Source organism: Streptomyces sp. NPDC005962 (genome assembly GCF_040629205.1).
Classification (GTDB): domain Bacteria; phylum Actinomycetota; class Actinomycetes; order Streptomycetales; family Streptomycetaceae; genus Streptomyces.
The window spans coordinates 223,180-243,281 of the sequence record NZ_JBEXVE010000008.1; the positions used below are offsets into that span (position 1 = coordinate 223,180).

Here is a 20,102-nt window from a genome sequence, read left to right on the forward strand (position 1 = left end):
GCCCCGGTCCGGAGCCGTCAGTAGGCGGGCAGATGCCGGGGGCCGAGGTCGGTGCGCACGGGCGGCGGCGCCAGCCGCGCGGACGCGCCGAGCACGGAGAGGCCGCGCTGGGCGACGGCCACCGGCTCCAGATCGACGGCGACCACCTCGGGATGGTCGTCCACCAGCCGCGACACCCTGAGCAGCAGCTCTTCGAGGGCGGCGGTGTCCACCGGCTTGGAACCCCGCCAGCCGAAGAGGAGCGGCGCGGTCCGGATGGACCGGATCAGCTCGGCCGCGTCCCGGTCGGTGGCGGGGACGAGCCGGTGGGCGGTGTCGCCCAGCAGCTCCGAGGGGGCACCGGCAAGTCCGAAGGAGAGCACGGCCCCGGCGCCGGGGTCTATCGCGGCCCGGACGACGGTGTCGACACCGCGCGGCGCCATCCGCTGTACGACCAGGCCCAGCTCGTCGGCGGGGCCGAGATGGGCGGTCAGCTCGGCGTAGGCGCGGCGCAGTTCCGCTTCGCCGCCGAGGTCGAGCCGCACCCCGCCCAGGTCGGTGCGGTGGCGCAGATGCGGCGCGGTGGGCTTCAGCGCGACCGGATAGCCGAGCCGCCCGGCTTCCCGTACGGCGGTGTCGGGGTCGGGCGCGGGCAGCGCGGGCAGCACGCTGACGCCGTACCGGGCCAGCAGGCGCTGGGTGTCGGCGGCGGACAGCTCGATGCCGACGCCGCCGGACCCGTCCGGCACGGGAGCGCCGGGAGCTTCGGGAGCGCCGGGAGCTTCGGGGGCGGCGAAGGCTTCAGGAGCGGCGGAGGCTTCGGGGGGCGGGATGTCCCGGCGCGGGGCTCCCTCGGGCGGGGCCAGCAGCACCTGGATGTCGGCGGCGGCCCCGGTCTCGTCGATGTCGTCGTACTCGGGCACCCGGCCGGGCTCCCCGGACTCCCGCCGCCAGCGCGCGTACCGCACGGCCTCGGCGAGCGCCCGCACCGCGCGCTCGGCGGCCGGGTAGGCCGGGACGCGGCGGGCTTCGGCCGGTGGTTCGGCGCCGGGCGCCGCGACCGGGTCGCCGACGCCCGCGAGGGCCTCCGCGAGGCCGGGGATCTCCAGGTGGACCACCGCCACCGGTTTGGCCGCCCCGCGTCCGGGCGCCTCGGCGGCCGCCGTGCGGACGGCCGCGGCCAGGTCCGCCGCGCGGGCGTCGCCGACCCAGGGGATGGCGGTGACGACGACCGCGTCGCACGTGTCGTCGCCGAGCGCCCCGGTCAGGGCGCGCCGGAAGTCCCCGGGGGCGGCGGCCGTGGTCAGGTCGCGGGGCGGCAGCGGGCTCAGGCCTTCGGTGAGGCAGGCGTCGTAGGTGAGCAGGCCGAGGGATTCGGAGTTGCCGAGGATGGCGACGCGCGGCCCGTCCGGAAGCGGCTGGGAGGCGAGCAGGACCCCGGCGTCGGCGAGCTGGGTGACGGTGTCCACGCGCAGGACGCCCGCCTGGCGCAGCAGGTCGGAGACGGTGGCGTCGGGGATGCGGGTGGTGGGCACGGCGTGCCCGGTGGGGGCGCTGCCGCTGTGCCGGGCGCCCTTGACGACCACGACGGGCTTGACAGCGGCGGTGCGCCGGGCGAGCCGGGTGAACTTGCGGGGGTTGCCGATGGATTCGAGGTACATGAGGGCGACATCGGTCTGCGGGTCCTCGTACCAGTACTGGAGGAGATCGTTACCGGAGACGTCGGCGCGGTTTCCGGTGGAGATGAACGAAGAAAGGCCGGCGAGGCCCGCGAGACCGGCAAGCCCCGCCATGCCCGCGAGATCTGCCATCCCCTCGGTGCCGGTGGGCCGGTCGGCGCCGGTGAGCCGGGTGAGTCCGGCGCCGCGCCGGTGCAGCCCGGAGAGCAGGGCGATGCCGATCGCGCCGGACTGGGTGAAGAGCCCGATGCGGCCGGGGACCGGCAGCCGGGGCGAGAGGGAGGCGTTCAGCCGCGTGCCCTCGGCGGTGTTGATGATGCCGAGGGCGTTGGGGCCGATGACGCGCATGCCGTAGGTGCGGGCCTGGCGGACCAGCTCGCGCTGGCGGTCGCGGCCCTCGGGGCCGCTCTCGGCGTATCCGGCGGAGAGGACGACGAGCCCCTGGACGCCGTGCTCACCGCAGTCGGCGACGACGGCGGGGACCTGGGCGGCGGGCACGGCGACGACGGCCAGGTCGAGCGGTCCGTCGATCTCGCGTACGGAGCGGTGGGCCGGGACGCCGTCGGGGTCCAGGCGCGTCCAGTCCTCGGGGAAGGCGTGGTTGACGGCGTGGACCCGCCCGGTGAAGCCGCCGTCGAGGAGGTTGCGCAGCACGGTGCGGCCGACTCCGCCGGGGGCCCGGCCGGTTCCGATGACGGCGACGGAGCGGGGGGTGAGCAGCCGCTGCACGGAGCGGGCCTCGGCGCGCTGTTCCCGGGCGCGCATGACGGCCAGGGAGCGGTCGGTGGGTTCGAGGCCGAATTCCAGGCGGACGACGCCGTCGTCGAAGCTGCGCTTCTGGGTGTAGCCCGCGTCCGTGAACACCTTGATCATCTTGGTGTTGGCGGGCAGCACCTCGGCGGCGAAGCGGCGGATACCGCGTTCGCGGGCGACGGCGGCGATGTGTTCGAGGAGGGCGGAGGCCACGCCCCGGCCCTGGTGGGCGTCCTGGACGAGGAAGGCGACCTCGGCCTCGTCGGCGGGGGCGCGACCGCCCTCGCCCTCGGCGGGGGGCGGGAGATGGGCGGGCAGCCCGTTCTCGTCGATGCGGTCGTAGCGGACGGTGGCGATGAACTCGCCTCCGACGGTGGCCGCGAGGCCGACGCGGTCGACGTAGTCGTGGTGGGTGAAGCGGTGGACGTCGCGGTCGGAGAGCCGGGGGTAGGGCGCGAAGAAGCGGTAGTACTTCGACTCGTCCGAGACGTGTTCATAGAAGCTGACCAGGCGCTGCGCGTCATCGGGGGTGATGGGGCGGATCTGCGCGGTGCCGCCGTCCCTGAGCACCACGTCCGCCTCCCAGTGGGTGGGATACGCGTGATGATCCGATGGGCTCGGCATGGGGACAGCGTACGGGCTGAAGTCCGGGACGGAGAGGTCCGCATGGCGGACCCCCTTGCGTGAACGGGGGATGTCGAGGGAAAGTCCGTATCGGACCTGTTCGGACATGACCGGACCCACTCGGACCCGACCCGGGCGAGACCGGACACCGTATGATCTGGTCTAGACAACATCACCCGCAGACCTGAAGGGCAACACCATGGCTGAGCGCCGCGTCAACATCGGCTGGACCGAGGGCCTGCACGCCCGCCCGGCGTCGATCTTCGTCCGTGCGGCGACCGCCGCCGGCGTCCCCATCACGATCGCCAAGGCGGACGGCGCCCCGGTCAACGCCGCCTCCATGCTCGCCGTGCTCGGCCTGGGCGCTCAGGGTGGCGACGAGGTCGTGCTCGCCTCCGCGGCCGACGACGCGGAGGCGGCGCTCGACCGCCTGGCGAAGCTGGTGACCGAGGGCCTTGAGGAGCTTCCGGAGACCGTCTGATTCCGTCCGAATAGCATTTCGGCGCGGCAGGGCCGCGGTGAACCATTACGGATCACCGCGGCCCCGTTGTTTTTCTGGATACGGAATTCCTTGAACGGCATATCGGACGGCTGTTAATTCCGGCCGCTCGCCGTGTTTACGGAATGTTTCGAAGTTCTCACCCGGGACGCATTTCGCAATCGGTATTCGGACAGCGAACGCTCGGTGTGCGCGGCGGCGAGCGCCCGCGCCCGGTCGGCGTCACCGCGCGCGACCGCGTCCACGATCGCGCCGTGCTCCGCCCAGGACTCGACGGCGCGCACCGACAGGTCCACGCTCCCGGAGACCCCCGCCGCGCCCGGTGCGCCCGGTGCGCCCGCCACGGCCTGCGCCGTCTGCATGCCCTGCCCGCCCTGTGCCGTCTGCCGGGCCGCATCCGCCGCGTACACCCACGCCGTCTTGCGCCGCAGCTGCACCAGCAGACCCGCCAGGCTCGGGCTGCCGGACGCCTGGGCGAGCGTCTCGTGGAACCAGTCGCCCAGCGAGCGCAGCTCGCCCAGCCTGCCGTGCCGGGCCCGCTCCTGGCCGAGCCGGACCAGACCGCGCAGCACCTTCAGATGCCCCTCGGTGCGGCGCTGGGCGGCCCTGGCGGCGCCCAGCGGCTCCAGCAGGGCCCGGATGTCCAGGAGGTCGGCCGCCTCCTTCTCGGACGGCTGCGCGACGCACGCGCCCGCATGCCGCCGGGTCGTGACGAAGCCCTCGGACTCCAGGGTGCGCAGCGCCTCGCGGACGGGCACCCGGGAGACCCCGTAGCGCCGGGCGAGCAGTTCCTCGGTCAGCCGGCTGCCGGGCGGACAGATACCGGAGATGATGTCGTCACGGATCGCCGTGCACACCGCATGCGCCGAAATCCGGCGACCGCCCTGGAGTGCGGCCGTATCCCCGTTCACTTCCGGTCCCGCATTGTCGAACCTCCGCCTCAACCCCGCGAAACGCATCCGATTGACGCGCGTTCAGCGACTCTATTCGAAGCGGCCGGGATTTCCGATGGGCGAAGGAAATTCAGGGATATTTTTTGGTCACGGCGGCGGACGCACGACGAAGGCCCCGCCCGGAGCGGACGGGGCCTTTCGACAGGGGCGGGCGACGGGTCAGAGGCTGACGCCGTGCGAGCGCATGTACGCGAGCGGGTCCATGTCGGAGCCGTACTCGGCGGTGGTGCGGGCCTCGAAGTGCAGGTGCGGGCCGGTGACGTTGCCGGTGGCGCCGGACAGGCCGATCTGCTGGCCAGGGGTGACCTTCTGGCCGACCGAGACACCGATCGACGAGAGGTGGCCGTACTGGGTGTAGGTGCCGTCGTTCATCTTGATGACGACGTTGTTGCCGTAGGCACCGCCCCAGCCCGCCTCGACGACCTCGCCGGAGCCCACCGACTGCACCTCGGTGCCGGTGGAGGCCTGGAAGTCGATGCCGGTGTGGCTGCCGGAGGACCACAGGCCGCTGGAGGCCTCGTAGCCGGTGGAGACGGAGGAGCCGTCGACGGGCGACACGAACGTGTTGAGGGCCTTGCGCTCGGCCTCACGCGCGGCGCGCTCCTTGGCGTCACGCTCCGCCTTGGCCTTCTTCTCGGCGGCCTCGGCCTTCCGAGCGGCCTGCTGGCGGGCCACGGCCTCGGCCTTCGCCTTGGCGGCGGCGGCCTCGGCGGCGTTCTTCTGGGACTGGGCCTGCGCGTCGATCTGGTCGGAGAGACCGTCGCCCATCACCATCGCCTGGCGGAGACCGGTGTCCTGGGGAGACGGCGTCTCGCCGGTCGCGGCGAGGGCCGGGCCGGCGATGCCGGCGACGACGCCCGAGGCGACCGTGGTGATGCCGGCGATGTTCGCGCCGGTACGGACGGCGGTCTGGCTGGGACGTCGGTGCTTCCCGGCGGCACGGGTGAACGCCATGCTGTGGCGCACTCCTTTCCTTCCCTCTCGCCTACCGGGTTAGCTGACGGGTTCGGAGCAGGAAGGTCTCCTACGGGCCCCTCCCCCGGCCGGGGAAGGCGTCCGATTCACCCCAGGGACGTTTGGGTCCCCGGCTCCCCTGGCACTCGCACCATGGGACTCGGCGATGGCTGTCCGTGCCGCGGATGCGGCGGATATCCGGCGAACAGCCGCACTGACGCTAGACGGGCCGCGTTTCGATCACCAAACAGTTACGGGTTTTTGTTGTTCTCGCCACAAACCAAACAGCCCGCAAATCGGTCATACGGGAAGGACCCCGGCGTCTCACACGACGCCAGGGTCCTTTTTCGGGTGGTGCGTTGAGCGGCTTCAGCCGGTGATGACGCTCACCTCTCCGATGCCGAGCGCCTTGACCGGCTCCGCGATCCGGGCGGCGTCACCCACGAGCACCGTCACCAGCCGGTCGGCCGGGAAGGCGCTCACGACCGCCGCGGTCGCCTCCACCGTCCCCGCATCGGCGAGCCGGGCGTACAGCTGCGCCTGGAAGTCGTCCGGCAGGTGCTGCTCGACCTGGTCGGCGAGGGTGCCCGCGACGGCTGCGGCCGTCTCGTACTTGAGCGGGGCGACGCCGACGAGGTTCTGCACGGCGACATCGCGCTCGGCGTCCGTCAGCCCCTCCTCCTTCAGCGTCCGCAGCACCGTCCACAGGTCCTCCAGCGCCGGGCCGGTGACCTCGGTGGCCACCGAGCCGCTGATCGCCAGCAGCGAGGCGCCCGCCGAGCCGCCGCCGGCCGGCGAGGGCGGCGTCGAACGCAGCACCTGGCCGAAGGAGCGCACCCCGTAGGTGTAGCCCTTCTCCTCGCGCAGCACCCGGTCCAGGCGGGAGGTGAGGGTGCCGCCCAGGCAGTAGGTGCCCAGCACCTGGGCGGGCCAGACGCGGTCGTGCCGGTCGGCGCCGATGCGCCCGATGAGCAGCTGGGTCTGGACCGCGCCGGGCCGGTCGACGATCACCACACGGCCGGTGTCGTCGCCGACGATCGGCGGGACCGTCCGCTGCGGCGGCGGGCCGCCGGTCCAGGCGCCCAGGGTGTCGGCGAGTGCCTGGTCGAGGTCGACACCGGCCAGGTCGCCGACGATGACCGCGGTCGCGGTGGACGGCCGGATGTGCGCCTCGTAGAAGGCCCGCACCGCCGCCGCGTCGATGCCCTCGATGGTCTCCTCGGTGCCCTGGCGCGGCCGGGACATCCGCGACTCGGCCGGGAACAGCTCCTTGGCCAGGGTCACCGAGGCGCGGCGGGCCGGGTTGGCCAGCTCGTGCGGGATCTCGTCCAGCCGGTTGGCAACCAGCCGCTCGATCTCCCCGTCGGGGAAGGCGGGGGCGCGCAGGGCGTCGGCGAGCAGGCCGAGCCCCTTGGGCAGCCGGGAGACCGGCACCTCCAGGGAGACCCGGAGGCCGGGGTGGTCCGCGTGGGCGTCCAGGGTGGCGCCGCAGCGCTCCAGCTCGGCGGCGAACTCCTCGGCGGTGTGCTTGTCGGTGCCCTCGGACAGGGCGCGCGCCATGATCGTGGCGACGCCCTCCAGACCGGCCGGCTCGGTGTCCAGCGGGGCGTCCAGGTTGATCTCCACGGCGATGACCTTCTGGCCGGGGCGGTGGCAGCGCAGCACGGTGAGCCCGTTGGACAGCTCACCGCGCTCCGGCGCCGGGAAGGCCCACGGCTTGGGGGCGCCACCCTGCGGCTGCGGGTGGAAGGTCATGGTGGCGGTGACGGCGTCGCTCACTGGGCCGCCTCCCCTTCTGCGTCGGTGTCGGCGGCTTCGGCCTGGTCTGTGTCATCGGCGTCGGCGGCGTCGGCGCCCTGGACGGGCTCGTAGACCAGCACGGCGCGGTTGTCGGGGCGCAGCCGCGCCGCGGCCACGGCCCGCACCTCCTCCGCGGTGATGTCCAGGACCCGGTTCACGGCGGTCAGGGCCAGCTGCGGGTCGCCGAAGAGCACCGAGAACCGGCACAGCTCGTCGGCGCGGCCGCCGACGGTGGCCAGCCGGTCCAGCCACTCGCGCTCGATCTGCGCCTGGGCGCGCTCCATCTCCTGCGGCGTCGGGCCCTCCGCGGCGAAGCGGGCCAGCTCCTCGTCGACGGCGGCCTCGATGCCGGGCACCTCGACCCCGCCGGAGGTCTTCACGTCCAGCCAGCCCAGCGACGGCGCGCCCGCCAGCCGCAGCAGGCCGAACCCGGCGGCGACGGCCGTACGGTCGCGGCGCACCAGGCGGTTGTGCAGCCGGGAGGACTCGCCGCCACCGAGGACGGTCAGCGCCAGGTCGGCGGCGTCGGCCTCACGGGTGCCGTCGTGCGGCAGCCGGTAGGCGGCCATCAGGGCGCGGGCCGGGACCTCCTCCTCCACGACCTCGCGCAGCTGCCCGCCGATGACGTCGGGGAGCGTGCCGTCGCGGGGCGGCCGCTTGCCCTCGTGGGAGGGGATGGTGCCGAAGTACTTCTCGATCCAGGCGAGCGTCTGCTCGGGGTCGATGTCACCGACGATGGACAGCACCGCGTTGTTCGGCGCGTAGTACGTGCGGAAGAACTCCCGGGCGTCCTCCAGGGAGGCGGCGTCCAGGTCGGCCATCGAGCCGATCGGGGTGTGGTGGTACGGATGGCCCTCGGGGTAGGCCATGGCGATGAGCTTCTCGAAGGCCGTGCCGTACGGCACGTTGTCGTAGCGCTGGCGGCGCTCGTTCTTGACGACGTCCCGCTGGTTCTCCAGGCTCTCCTCGTCCAGCGCGGTCAGGAGGGACCCCATCCGGTCCGCCTCCAGCCACAGCGCCAGCTCGACCTGGTGGGCGGGCATCGTCTCGAAGTAGTTGGTGCGCTCGAAGCTGGTCGTGCCGTTGAGCGAGCCGCCGGCGCCCTGGACCAGTTCGAAGTGGCCGTTCCCCGTCACCTGGGACGAGCCCTGGAACATCAGGTGCTCGAAGAGGTGGGCGAGGCCGGTACGCCCCTTGACTTCGTGGCGTGAACCGACGTCGTACCAGAGGCAGAGCGCGGCGACCGGGGTCAGGTGATCCTCGGAGAGCACCACCCGCAGGCCGTTGGCCAGACGGTGCTCGGTCGCTTTCAGGCCGCCGGAGCCGGCCTGTTGCGTGGCCGTGTGACCCATGGGCATGTACGTCCCTTCGATCGCGTGATGGAGCGCGTGTGAACCACGTGATGAGCGCTTCTGTCACTGTATGCAACCGCACGGACATCTGGCGAAGTTCCCGTCACGCAAAGGTCGGGCCAAGGTCATCTCAAGCTCTCCCGGGCCGACCGGAACGGGGCCCGAGGGGGCCGTGCGGGGCCGCTCACGGGGTCGCTACGGGACGGCCCGTTCCACAGTTGTCGGTGGACGGGGCCACAATGGTCCGCGTCAGATCCAGCTCTGCCGTTGAAGGAGCCGCAAGCGCGATGGCCCGCCGCAGCACGAAGAGTCCGCCGCCGGACGACTTCGAGGAGCGCATCCTCGACATCGACGTCGTCGACGAGATGCAGGGCTCCTACCTCGAGTACGCCTACTCGGTCATCTATTCGCGCGCGCTGCCCGACGCCCGCGACGGGCTCAAGCCCGTGCACCGCCGCATCCTCTATCAAATGAACGAGATGGGGCTGCGCCCCGAGCGCGGCTTCGTCAAGTGCGCCCGCGTCGTCGGCGAGGTGATGGGTAAGCTCCACCCGCACGGCGACTCGTCGATCTACGACGCACTGGTACGCATGGCGCAGCCGTTCTCGATGCGCCTCCCGATGGTCGACGGCCACGGGAACTTCGGCTCGCTGGGCAATGACGACCCGCCCGCCGCGATGCGGTACACCGAGTGCCGGATGGCCTCGGCGACCTCGCTGATGACCGAGTCCATCGACGAGGACACGGTCGATTTCTCGCCGAACTACGACGGCAGCGAGCAGGAGCCCGTCACGCTCCCCGCCGCCTATCCCAACCTGCTGGTCAACGGCACGTCGGGGATCGCGGTCGGCATGGCGACGAATATGCCGCCGCACAACCTGGGCGAGGTCGTCGCCGCGGCCCGCCACCTGATCAGGCATCCGAACGCGGATCTTGAGACGCTGATGCGGCATGTCCCGGGCCCCGACCTGCCGACCGGCGGCCAGATCGTCGGGCTCGCCGGCGTGCGGGACGCGTACGAGACGGGGCGCGGCACCTTCAAGATCCGCGCCACGGTGGCCGTGGAGGACGTGACGCCCCGCCGCAAGGGCCTCGTCGTCACAGAGCTTCCCTTCACCGTCGGCCCCGAGAAGGTCATCTCCAAGATCAAGGACCTGGTCGGCGCGAAGAAGCTCCAGGGCATCGCGGACGTCAAGGACCTCACCGACCGTGCGCACGGCCTGCGCCTGGTGATCGAGATCAAGAACGGCTTCAACCCGGAGGCCGTGCTGGAGCAGCTCTACAAGCTCACGCCGATGGAGGAGTCCTTCGGCGTCAACAACGTGGCGCTGGTGGACGGCCAGCCGCTCACGCTCGGGCTCAAGGAACTGCTGGAGGTCTACCTCGACCACCGCTTCGACGTGGTGCGGCGGCGCAGCGAGTTCCGCCGGACCAAGCGGCGCAACCGGCTGCACCTGGTCGAGGGGCTGCTGGTGGCCCTGCTCGACATCGACGAGGTCATCCGGCTCATCCGGTCCAGCGATAACTCGGCGCAGGCCAAGGAAACGCTGATGAACCGCTTCAATCTGTCGGATGTCCAGACGCAGTACATTCTGGACACTCCGCTGCGCCGGCTGACCAAGTTCGACCGGATCGAGCTGGAGTCGGAGCGCGACAGGCTCAACGCGGAGATCGAGGAGCTGACCCGCATCCTCGACTCGGACACCGAGCTGCGCAAGCTGGTCTCCTCCGAACTGGCCACGGTGGGCAAGAAGTTCGGCACCCCGCGGCGCACGGTGCTGCTGGAGTCCGCCGACTCCCCGGTGAGCGCGGTGCCACTGGAGGTCGCGGACGACCCGTGCCGGGTGCTGCTGTCCTCCACCGGGCTGCTGGCCCGTACGGCGAACGGGGAACCGTTCGCGGGCGAGGGGCAGACCAAGCGCAGCAAGCACGACGTGATCGTCTCGGCGGTCCCGGCGACGGCCCGCGCGGAGATCGGGGCGGTTACCTCGACCGGGCGGCTGCTGCGGCTCCAGGTGATCGACCTGCCACAGCTACCGGAGGCCACCCCCAATCTGGCGGGCGGTGCGCCGATCGCCGAGTTCCTGTCGCTGGAGGACGGCGAGGAGCTGATCTGCCTCACCACCCTGGACGAGTCCTCTCCGGGGCTCGCGATCGGCACGGAGCAGGGCGTCGTCAAACGCGTGGTCCCGGACTATCCGGCCCACAAGGACGAGCTTGAGGTCATCGGCCTCAAGGAGGGCGACCGGATCGTGGGCGCGGTCGAGCTGCGCACGGGTGAGGAGGACCTGGTCTTCATCACCGACAACGCACATCTGCTGCGCTATCCGGCCGGCCAGGTGCGGCCGCAGGGGCGTGCCGCGGGCGGCATGGCGGGCGTCAAGCTCGCACCCGACGCGAAGGTGATCTCTTTCACCGCGATCGATCCGGCGGCCGACGCGGTGGTGTTCACCGTCTCGGGTGCGCACGGCACGCTCGACGACTCCGCACAGCAGACGGCCAAGCTCACCCCCTTCGACCAGTACCCGCGCAAGGGGCGGGCCACGGGCGGGGTGCGCTGTCAGCGGTTCCTCAAGGGCGAGGACTGTCTGGTGCTGGCCTGGGCGGGCGCGACCCCGGCCCGCGCGGCGTCGAGCGGTGGCGTCCCGGCGCCCCTGCCGGAGCCCGATCCGCGCCGGGACGGCTCGGGAATGCCGCTCGCCAAGCCGGTGACGGTGGTCGCCGGGCCGGTATAGGCCCGGCTGGGACGGACGGTCAGGGGCGCGGCACCGGATGGGTGCCGCGCCCCCGCGCATGCGGGCCGCCGGATGGGATGACTGCGGCGCGAGGCTCAGTGCCCGGCTCCGTTGCGCCGGGCGCGCAGTTGCCGCAGTGCGACCCGGGCGCCGGGGTGGCCGCGGTCGGCCGCCTTCCGGAAGTGCCGCTCCGCCTCGGCCGGATCGCCGAGGTCCAGGTGCAGGGTGCCGAGCACCACCAGCGCGGTGAGGTCCCCGGCGGCGACCGCCTCGCCGAGCCAGTGCAGGGCTTCCGGGTACGCACCGCGCCTGCCGAGCCCGATCCCGTAGACCGTCATGCCCTCCCGGTCACCGGCGAGCGCCGCCTGCCGGGCGAGTGCCTCGGGGATCGGCCGCCCCTCGTTGTACGCCGCCCGCACCCTCGCCCGCAGCGCCGCGTCCAGCCGCCGCGCCCCGCGCTTCCCCCGGCGCCCTCGCCACCGCGCCCACAGCCCGCGCATCGGAACCCCCTCCGCCCCCGGAGCGTCATTCTCCCGCCGTCCCCGCCCCCGCGGAACAGGGTGCGCTCTGAGGGAACCGGACCGTCTCGCTCCCCTCTCCTCACCCGGATTCCCCGGCCCGTGCGCGAAGTTGATCGACAGAGGTTAGGCTTACCTTCGTGAGCACGTGCACGACCGCTTCCCGGAATCTGTCCGAGCCGCTCGCCGGGACGGCGGCCACCGCCCCCACCTGGCTTCTTCTCGAACAACCGGGCCCCTGGGGTACCGAGGCCCTCACGGCCAGTCGTCTGGACCCGGCCGTGGGGCGCGCCCTGGAGCGCGCCGCCGAGGGCACCGGCGTGCGGGTCGCGCTGATCCGCCGGCCCGGCCGCCACGCCGACCTGCACGCGGGCAGCCGTCACCGGGTGTTCGTGGCGCACACCCGGCCCGGCCGCACCTGGATACGCACGACCGCCCTCGCCGACCCGGCGCGGCTGCTCGGCCTGGACTTCGCCGCGCTGGGCGCGGGCGACCCGGGCGGGCTGGCCGGTGCGGCCGATGGCGCTCCCGACGACCTGGCCGGGGAGTGGGACGAGTACACCGGCGACCCCCTGGTGCTGGTGTGCACCAACGGCAAGCGCGACCGCTGCTGCGCGCTGCTCGGCCGCCCGCTGGCCGCCGAGCTGACCGCCGCCGGGGTGGAGGGCACCTGGGAGATCACCCACATCGGCGGCCACCGCTTCTCGCCGACGCTGGTCGTCCTGCCGCACGGCTACGCCTACGGCCGGGTCACCGCCCAGGACGTCAAGGACACCCTCGCGGCGCTGCGCGAGAACCGGGTGGCCACCGAGGGCTGCCGCGGCCGCTCCGCCTGGGAGCGCCCCGGACAGGCGGCCGAACTGGCGGTCCGCGCGCTGACCGGTGAGGACGGGGCCGACGCGCTGACCGTCGTACGGACGTGGACCGAGAGCGCCGCCCCCGCCTGGTCGGTGACCGTGGCGCACACCGACGGACGGGCGTGGCGGGTGAGCGTGGCGCAGGTGGCCGCCGCCCCGCCGCGCGAGCAGAGCTGCGGTTCGCCGCTGGGCTCCCCGGCCCGTATGGACGTGGTCGGCATCCGGGCGGTGCGGCCCGCGCACCACGGACGGACGGTCACCGTCGGCGGACGCTGAGAGACCGCGCCCTCGGGCCTCCCCCGCACGCCGGGAGCCGCGGGGGTCCTGGCGGCGTCCCCGCGCCCCGCCCTTCGTTACCCTTCGTTGCCATGAGCGCCGCGATACCCCCGGGGCCGCCCCCCACGGCCACAAGGTGGCGCATCGGCTGGCCCCGACGAGTCTTCTCCCAGGTGCTGCTGATGCAGCTGGCCATCGCCACGGGCGTCACCGTGCTCGCGACCGGCCTCTTCCTGCGTCCACTGGGCTCCCAGCTCGACGACCAGGCCATGCGCCGGGCGCTGGCCATCGCCCAGACCACGGCCACCGAACCACGGCTCGTCACGGCGCTGCAGCACACCCGCCCCACCGCGGACGGCCCGGTCCAGGCCGCGGCGGAGCGCATCCGCCGGTCGACCGGCGCCGAATACGTCGTGATCATGGACCGGCGCGGGGTCCGCTGGTCGCACACCTCCCCGGACGAGATCGGCAAGCACGTCTCCACCAGCCCCGACGACGCCCTCGCGGGCCACGAGGTCATGCAGATCGACAACGGCACGCTCGGCCGCTCGGCCCGCGGCAAGGTGCCGCTGCGCGACGAGGGCGGCCACATCGTGGGCGCGGTGTCGGTCGGCATCGCGTACGAGACCGTGCGCGGCCGGCTGCTCGGCGCGCTGCCGGGGATGCTCGCGTACGCGGGCGGCGCGCTCGCCGTCGGCGCCCTGGCGGCCTATCTGGTGTCCCGCAGACTCCAACGGCGCACCCACGACCTCGCCTTCTCCGACATCTCCGCGCTGCTCGCCGAGCGCGAGGCCATGCTGCACGGCATCCGCGAGGGTGTCGTCGCGCTCGACGCGCGCGGCCGCATCCGGCTGATGAACGACGAGGCGCAGCGGCTGCTGGACCTGCGCGCCGAGGACACCGGACAGCCGCTGGAGGCGGTGCTGCCGCCCGGCCGTACGACCGATGTGCTCGCCGGGCGGGTCACCGGCGCCGATCTGCTGACCGTCAGCGGCGGCCGGGTGCTGGTCGCCAACCGGATGCCCACGGACGACGGCGGCGCGGTGGCCACCCTGCGCGACCGCACCGAACTGGAGCGGCTCGGCCGCGAACTGGACGGCACCCGCGGACTGATCGACGCGCTGCGCGCCCAGGACCATGAGCACGCCAACCGGATGCACACTCTCCTCGGTCTGCTCGAACTCGAACTCCACGAGGAGGCGGTCGAGTTCATCACCGAAGCGGTCGGTGTCCACCGCGCCACCGCCGAGCAGGTCACCGAGCGGGTGCACGATCCGCTGCTGGCGGCCCTGCTGGTCGGCAAGGCCACGGTCGCCACCGAGCGCGGGGTGTCCTTGCGCATCGCCGAGGGCACTCTGCTGCCGGACCGGCTGGTGGACCCGCCGGGCCTGGTGACGATCGTCGGCAACCTGATCGACAACGCGCTGGACGCGGCGGTCGGCTCGGCCGGGCCGCGGGTCGAGGTGGAGCTGTGCGCGGACGACCGTACGGTGCTGCTGCGGGTCTCGGACACCGGGCCCGGCGTCCCCGCCGACCGGCGCGATCTGGTCTTCACCGAGGGCTGGTCCACCAAGAAGCCGCCCGCGCACGGACAGCGCGGCATCGGGCTGGCGCTGGTGCGCCGCCTCGCCGAGCGCCAGGGCGGCAGGGCACGGGTGGGTGACCGCGACGGCGGCGGCGCCGAGTTCACCGTCGTCCTCCCCGAGGCGCTGACCGAGCAACCCGCCGGGGAAACAGCCGGGGAACCGGCCGAGGCGCCACTGACCGCGACAGGAGAGCCGCGATGAGATCGGATACCGGGCCGGGCGGCCTCATCGAGGTCCTGGTCGTGGACGACGATGTGCGGGTCGCCCGCGTCAACGCGGCGTACGTCGGGAAGGTGCCGGGCTTCCGGGTCGCCGGGCAGACGCACACGGCCGCCGACGCGCTGGCCTTCCTGGAGCGCGGCCACGCCGATCTCGTCCTGCTCGACCACTATCTGCCCGACGAGACGGGGCTCGCGCTGGTGGGGCGGCTGCGGCAGCGGGGCCACCACACCGACATCATCATGGTGACCGCCGCCCGCGACATCGGCACCGTCCAGGCCGCGATGCGCCACGGCGCGCTGCAGTACCTGGTCAAGCCGTTCACCTTCGCCGGGCTGCGCGCCAAGCTGGAGGGCTACGCGGCGCTGCGCCGCGCCCTGGCGGGCGGCGGCGAGGCCGGGCAGGACCAGGTGGACCGGATCTTCGGCGCCCTGGGCGGCGCCTCGGCGGGTCCCGTCGAGCTGCCCAAGGGCCATTCCGCGCTCACCGCCGACCTCGTACGGGAGGTGCTGCGCGGCGCGGAGGGCCCGCTGTCGGCCCAGGAGGTCGCCGAGCGCGCCTCGCTCAGCAGACAGACCGCCCAGCGCTATCTGAAGCTCCTGGAGCGCACGGGCCGGGTACGGCTCAGCCTCAAATACGGCGAGACCGGCCGCCCGGAACACCGCTACGACTGGGTCTGAGCCCTGGAGACCGGTCGGGGGCATGCTCAGGCCGCGCCCGCCCCGGTGAGGGCCCGTACCTCCGTCTCCGCGTGCCTGGCCGCATGCCCCCGGGCATCCTCCGCACCCTCACTGGAGAGGACGGTGCCGAGCCAGCCCGCGAGGAAGCCCAGGGGGACCGAGACCAGCCCCGGGTTCTGCAGCGGGAAGACATGGAAGTCCACCCCGGAGAAGATCGCCTCGGGGCCGCCGGAGACCACCGGGGACAGCACCACCAGCACCACCGCCGGGACCAGCCCGCCGTAGACCGACCACACCGCTCCCCGCGTGGTGAACCGCCGCCAGAACAGCGAATACAGCAGGACGGGCAGGTTCGCGGACGCGGCGGCCGCGAAGGCGAGCCCCACCAGGAAGGCCACATTGAGGTCGTCGGCGAGCAGCCCGAGGCCGATCGCCGCCGCCCCGATCCCCACCGCCGCGACCCGCGCGACCGCGACCTCGCTGCGCGGCGAGCGGTCCTTGCGGCTGCTCAGCGAGGCGTACAGGTCGTGGGCGACGGAGGCCGAGGAGGCGAGGGTGATCCCGGCGACGACGGCGAGGATGGTGGCGAACGCGACGGCGGCGACGATCGCGAACAGCACCGTCCCGCCTGTCGACCCGGCGCCCCCGCCGAGGTCGAGCGCGAGCAGCGGCACCGCCGTGTTGCCCGCCGCGTTGGAGCTGCGTACGGCGTCGCTGCCCAGCACGGCCGCCGCGCCGAAGCCCAGCACGATGGTCATCAGGTAGAAGCCGCCGATCAGCCCGATCGACCAGATGACGGACCGCCGGGCGGCCGGGGCGGTCGGCACGGTGTAGAAGCGCGAGAGGATGTGCGGCAGCCCGGCGGTGCCCAGTACGAGGGCGATCCCCAGACTCACGAAGTCCAGCCGGGCGGTCCAGCCGTCGCCGTACTTGAGGCCCGGGGCGAGGAAGTCGGCGCCCTGCCCGCTGTGGAGCGCAGCGGTGCTCAGCAGGCTGTCGATGTCGCCGTGGAAGCGGACCAGGACGAGCACGGTGAGCGCCATCGCGCCGCCCATCAGCAGGACGGCCTTCACGATCTGAATCCAGGTCGTGGCCCGCATGCCGCCCAGCGCGACGAAGACCACCATGAGGGTGCCGACGCCGATGACCGTCCAGGACCGGGCCCGGGACCCCGTCTCGTCCAGCAGCAGGGCGACCAGACTGCCCGCGCCGACCATCTGGGCGACCAGGTAGAGCACGCAGACGGTGACCGAGGAGACGCCCGCGGCGATACGGACCGGGCGCTCACTCATCCGCACGGCCAGTACGTCGGCGAGGGTGAACCGGCCGCAGTTGCGGACGAGTTCGGCGACCAGCAGCAGCACCACCAGCCAGGCCACCAGGAAGCCCACGCAGTAGAGCACCCCGTCGTAGCCGAAGAGCGCGATGAGGCCGGAGATACCGAGGAAGGAGGCGGCCGACATGTAGTCGCCCGCGATGGCGAAGCCGTTCTCCATCGGCGAGAACAGCCGCCCGCCCGCGTAGAACTCCTCCGGGGAGCCCTGCCGCCGGCGGCTCGCCCAGGTGGTGATCGCGAGGGTGGCGGCCACGAAGACGCCGAAGAGCAGGAGCGCGAGGCTCTGCTGATTACCGGTCACCGCCCGTGCCCCCGCATCATTTCCTGCGTCACCCAGCGCAGCTCCAGCGCGACCCGGTCCCTGCGCAGCCGTGCGTGGCGGGCGTACGCCCAGGTCAGCAGGAAGGTGGTGGCGAACTGGGCGAGGCCCGCGACCATCGCGACGTTGAGCGCGCCCGCCACCGGGCGGGCCATCATGCCGGGCGCGGTGGTCGCCGCGACCACGTACGCGAAATACCAGAGCAGAAAGGCGGCGGCCGCGGGGAAGACGAAGCGCCGGTAGCGTCTGCGCACCTCCTGGAAGGCGGCGCTGCCGTGCACCTCCGTGTACACCTCCTCGGCGGCGGGCGGGCGGGCGCGCCGGGGCGGCGGTGGGGCGGCCGTCTCGTCCGTCCCGCCCCAGCCGGAGGCGAGCGCGTCGTACCAGGGATCGTCCAGCCGGGCCGCCCCGGCATCGCGCGCGTTGTGCATGTCCACCCGAAAACTCCTTGTTCACTGCCGCGTTGGCGTGCCCAAGGATGGACAGAGGGAGAAGATCCCGGATACTCCAATACCGGACGTTCACCCCATCAGGTGACTCACGTGATGAACAACCCGGAATCGGCGTCGGGTGGAGCGGCGATGCCGTGGCGGTAGGCGTAGCGCACCGCCTGGGCCCGGTCGCGGACCGCGGTCTTGGCGAACAGGTTGTTGATGTGCGTCTTCACGGTGGCGGGCGCGATCCGCAGCCGACGCGCGATCTCCGGGTTGGACAGCCCCTCGGCGACCAGCGCCAGGACCTCCGCCTCGCGGCGGGTGAGCCCGTCCGGCAGCGGCCCGGCGGCGTCCGCCTCCACCGGCTCCTGCCGTGCGTCGAGCCGCTCCAGCAGCCGCCGCTGCACCTTGGGCGACAGCCCGGCGTCCCCCGACATCACGTCCTCCACGGCCCGGACGATCTCGTCGGCGTCGGCGTCCTTGGTCAGATAGCCGCGGGCACCGGCGCGCAGCGCGGGGAAGAGCGAGTCGTCGTCGGCGTAGGTGGTGAGCACCACGACCTGGGTGCCCGGATGCTCGGCGCGCACCCGGCGCGTCGCCTCCACGCCGTCGCAGCGGGGCATCCGCAGATCCATCAGCACGATGTCCGGGGCCAGCTCGGCGACCAGCCGCAGCGCCTCCTCGCCGTCCCCCGCCGACCCGACGACCTCGATACCGGGCAGCAGCCCCAGCAGCATCACGATGCCCTCACGCACCACCGTCTGATCGTCGGCCACCACGATCCGCGCCGTCACAGCGGCACCCGCAGTCGCACCACGAACCCCTCCCCTTCCGGTCCGGCCTCCAGCGTGCCACCGAGGAGTTCGGCGCGCTCGCGCATCCCGAGCAGACCGTACCCGGCGCCACTCGCCGTCAGACCGGCGGCGGCCGGTGCCGCACCGGCGCCGCCGTCGCGGACCTCCAGCGAGACCGTCCGCTCGGCGTAGCTCAGCCGCAGCTCCACCCGGGCGCCCGGCGCGTGCTTACGGACGTTCGTCAGCGCCTCCTGCGCGGCCCGGCGGAGCGTGAGCCCCGCCTCCGCGGTCAGCGTCCGCGGCTCGCCCTCCCGTACGAAGCGGGCGCCCTCCGCCGCGGCCGACTCCCGCAGGAAGTCCTCGACCGGGGCCATCTCGCCGCGCAGCGCGGACAGCGCCTGCCGGGTCTCGGCGAGCCCGTCACGGGCCATCCCCCGGGCGGCGACCACCCGGTCCAGCACCTTCGCGGAGTCCTCGCCGCGCTCGATCAGCAGCCGCGCCGCCTCCAGGTGGACCAGCTGTGCGGACAGGCTGTGCGCCAGTACGTCGTGGATCTCCCGGGCGATCCGGGACCGTTCGGCCAGCGCCGCCGACTCGGCCTCCGCCCGCCGGGCCGCCCGCTCCTGCTCCAGCAACTGGTAGCCGGTTCCGCGGGCCTCCTCGTCCAGCCGGAGCGCATAGCCGCCGAGCACCAGGCTCCCGGCCGTGACCGCCTCGGTGAGCGGGGAGTCGCCGCTGGCGAGCACATACGCCCCCGAGGCCACGGCCGCGCAGCCGAGCGCGATCGCCAGCGGCAGCCGCTCCATGGCGAGGATGGCGCTCACGATCCACACCGCGGCGGCCGGGGTCCGCGCCCCGGCGACGTGCAGCGCGGCGCCCGCGCCGATCAGCACGGTGAGCAGCGCCAAGGCGGGGGCGAGCCGGTGGTCCACGGTGACGCGGCGCAGCGCGTACAGCAGGGCCGCGCACCCCAGAAGGGCGCCGACCAGCGCCACCCGCCGCATCCCGTGGAAGGTGTCGTCCCGGATGACGCCCACCAGCAGCCATCCGGTCCCGGCCACGGCCAGTCCGCCGTTGATCAGCAACCGGGTCCGCGGCACGCCCTGCCGCGAGAGCGCCTGCCGCGAGGGCCACTGCGTCCACCTGGTCATCGAGACCGTGTCCATCTGGTCATCGACCGAGTGTGCCCTGCGCACCGGCCCGTGCGGACACCGGCTCCAGCCCGCGCGCCCGCATCATGACGACGGCGCCGCGCAGCAGCAGGGACGCCGCGAGGGACAGCATCAGCGGACCGCTGCCCTGCGCCACGCCCGCCAGCGCGCCCACACCCGCCAGCGCCGCCCGGCACGCCACGGCGCCCGCCCACACCACCGCCGTGGTCTTCGCGCCCTGGGTCCAGACCGCGCCGGAGGCGTCCGTCCACACCCGGCTGGTCCACCCCCACCCGGCTCCGGTCGCCACCCCGACGAGGACCTCCACCACCAGCAGCGCCGCGGCGGTCACACGGTGGTCGTGATCGATCAGCCCGGGTTCGCGCAGCGCCAGAAAGCCGAGCAGCACCGGCAACGCCCACCAGCGCCGCGCGTCCTCGGTGACCTTCTGCGGCTGGAACTGCCGTACGAGCACGATGACGACGACCGCGGCGATGAGCACGGCCTGGGCGAGTCCCGGCATGACAAGAGCCTCCGTAGGGCGGGAACGAGAACGCTCCCGACGCTACGGACGGACCCGGCCGCGGGGATCGGAGCCAGGGCG

General features: G+C 73.3%; 16 protein-coding genes and 1 riboswitch. Of the genes, 5 read left to right on the plus strand and 11 right to left on the minus strand.

From position 1 onward, the window contains the following. Nucleotides 1–17: 17 nt before the first annotated feature. Nucleotides 18–3,035 carry a GNAT family N-acetyltransferase gene (locus ABZ370_RS16375; protein WP_358620723.1) on the minus strand — a complete coding sequence of 1,006 codons (3,018 nt, stop codon included), beginning with the start codon at nt 3,033–3,035 and terminating at the stop codon, nt 18–20. Nucleotides 3,036–3,234: 199 nt separating this feature from the next. On the opposite strand from ABZ370_RS16375, the gene ABZ370_RS16380 reads away from it, so the two are divergent. Beyond that, nucleotides 3,235–3,516, plus strand: coding sequence for an HPr family phosphocarrier protein (locus ABZ370_RS16380; RefSeq protein ID WP_358620725.1), 282 nt, complete (start codon nt 3,235–3,237; stop codon nt 3,514–3,516). A 113-nt stretch (nt 3,517–3,629) separates the two neighbouring features. Here ABZ370_RS16380 and ABZ370_RS16385 read toward each other — a convergent pair whose 3' ends face one another. The 4 genes from ABZ370_RS16385 to ABZ370_RS16400 all read right to left on the minus strand — a co-directional run bounded on the left by ABZ370_RS16385 (nt 3,630) and on the right by ABZ370_RS16400 (nt 8,599). After that, nucleotides 3,630–4,445, minus strand: a complete 816-nt coding sequence (locus ABZ370_RS16385; protein ID WP_358620728.1) for a GntR family transcriptional regulator — start codon at nt 4,443–4,445, stop codon at nt 3,630–3,632. Nucleotides 4,446–4,646: 201 nt separating this feature from the next. Continuing rightward, entirely contained in the window at nt 4,647–5,441 is a 795-nt protein-coding gene (locus tag ABZ370_RS16390; protein WP_358620730.1) for a M23 family metallopeptidase, read from the minus strand. Nucleotides 5,442–5,454: 13 nt separating this feature from the next. Then, a riboswitch (cyclic di-AMP (ydaO/yuaA leader) is annotated at nt 5,455–5,617 on the minus strand. Between the two features lie 193 nt (nt 5,618–5,810). Continuing rightward, a complete protein-coding gene (locus ABZ370_RS16395; protein ID WP_358620732.1) occupies nt 5,811–7,220 on the minus strand; it encodes a pitrilysin family protein in 1,410 nt (469 codons plus the stop codon). Continuing rightward, complete coding sequence (locus ABZ370_RS16400; protein WP_358620735.1) at nt 7,217–8,599, minus strand: pitrilysin family protein; 1,383 nt, start codon at nt 8,597–8,599, stop codon at nt 7,217–7,219. Before ABZ370_RS16400 ends, ABZ370_RS16395 begins: the two co-directional genes overlap by 4 nt. A 281-nt stretch (nt 8,600–8,880) precedes the next feature. Between ABZ370_RS16400 and ABZ370_RS16405 the strand changes: the two genes are divergently transcribed. Beyond that, entirely contained in the window at nt 8,881–11,328 is a 2,448-nt protein-coding gene (locus ABZ370_RS16405) for a DNA topoisomerase IV subunit A (RefSeq protein WP_358620737.1), read from the plus strand. 95 nt (nt 11,329–11,423) lie between these two features. Here the strand turns inward: ABZ370_RS16405 and ABZ370_RS16410 are convergent, their stop codons facing one another. Then, nucleotides 11,424–11,828, minus strand: coding sequence for a sel1 repeat family protein (locus ABZ370_RS16410; protein ID WP_358620739.1), 405 nt, complete (start codon nt 11,826–11,828; stop codon nt 11,424–11,426). 158 nt (nt 11,829–11,986) lie between these two features. On the opposite strand from ABZ370_RS16410, the gene ABZ370_RS16415 reads away from it, so the two are divergent. The 3 genes from ABZ370_RS16415 to ABZ370_RS16425 all read left to right on the plus strand — a co-directional run bounded on the left by ABZ370_RS16415 (nt 11,987) and on the right by ABZ370_RS16425 (nt 15,464). Next, nucleotides 11,987–12,979 carry a sucrase ferredoxin gene (locus ABZ370_RS16415; RefSeq protein ID WP_358620741.1) on the plus strand — a complete coding sequence of 331 codons (993 nt, stop codon included), beginning with the start codon at nt 11,987–11,989 and terminating at the stop codon, nt 12,977–12,979. A gap of 92 nt (nt 12,980–13,071) precedes the next feature. Beyond that, nucleotides 13,072–14,766 (plus strand): sensor histidine kinase, encoded by a 1,695-nt coding sequence (locus tag ABZ370_RS16420; protein WP_358620744.1) that lies wholly within the window; start codon nt 13,072–13,074, stop codon nt 14,764–14,766. Then, nucleotides 14,763–15,464: a response regulator gene (locus tag ABZ370_RS16425; RefSeq protein WP_358620746.1), complete on the plus strand. Its 702-nt coding sequence runs from the start codon at nt 14,763–14,765 to the stop codon at nt 15,462–15,464. The genes ABZ370_RS16420 and ABZ370_RS16425 overlap by 4 nt, the downstream gene beginning before the upstream one ends. A gap of 26 nt (nt 15,465–15,490) precedes the next feature. On the opposite strand, the gene ABZ370_RS16430 is transcribed toward ABZ370_RS16425, so the two are convergent. From ABZ370_RS16430 to ABZ370_RS16450, 5 genes are all read right to left on the minus strand, one after another. Continuing rightward, on the minus strand, nt 15,491–17,101 hold the full coding sequence (locus ABZ370_RS16430) for a cation acetate symporter (protein WP_358620749.1): 1,611 nt from the start codon (nt 17,099–17,101) through the stop codon (nt 15,491–15,493). Next, a complete protein-coding gene (locus ABZ370_RS16435) occupies nt 17,098–17,556 on the minus strand; it encodes a DUF485 domain-containing protein (RefSeq protein WP_358620752.1) in 459 nt (152 codons plus the stop codon). Before ABZ370_RS16435 ends, ABZ370_RS16430 begins: the two co-directional genes overlap by 4 nt. Before the next feature lie 101 nt (nt 17,557–17,657). Beyond that, nucleotides 17,658–18,347 carry a response regulator transcription factor gene (locus ABZ370_RS16440; RefSeq protein ID WP_358620755.1) on the minus strand — a complete coding sequence of 230 codons (690 nt, stop codon included), beginning with the start codon at nt 18,345–18,347 and terminating at the stop codon, nt 17,658–17,660. Then, nucleotides 18,344–19,498 (minus strand): histidine kinase, encoded by a 1,155-nt coding sequence (locus tag ABZ370_RS16445; protein WP_358620758.1) that lies wholly within the window; start codon nt 19,496–19,498, stop codon nt 18,344–18,346. Before ABZ370_RS16445 ends, ABZ370_RS16440 begins: the two co-directional genes overlap by 4 nt. A gap of 19 nt (nt 19,499–19,517) precedes the next feature. Further along, the gene (locus ABZ370_RS16450) at nt 19,518–20,021 is read right to left on the minus strand and encodes a DUF1453 domain-containing protein (RefSeq protein ID WP_358620760.1); all 504 of its coding nucleotides are present in this window, start codon (nt 20,019–20,021) and stop codon (nt 19,518–19,520) included. Between the last annotated feature and the right edge of the window lie 81 nt (nt 20,022–20,102).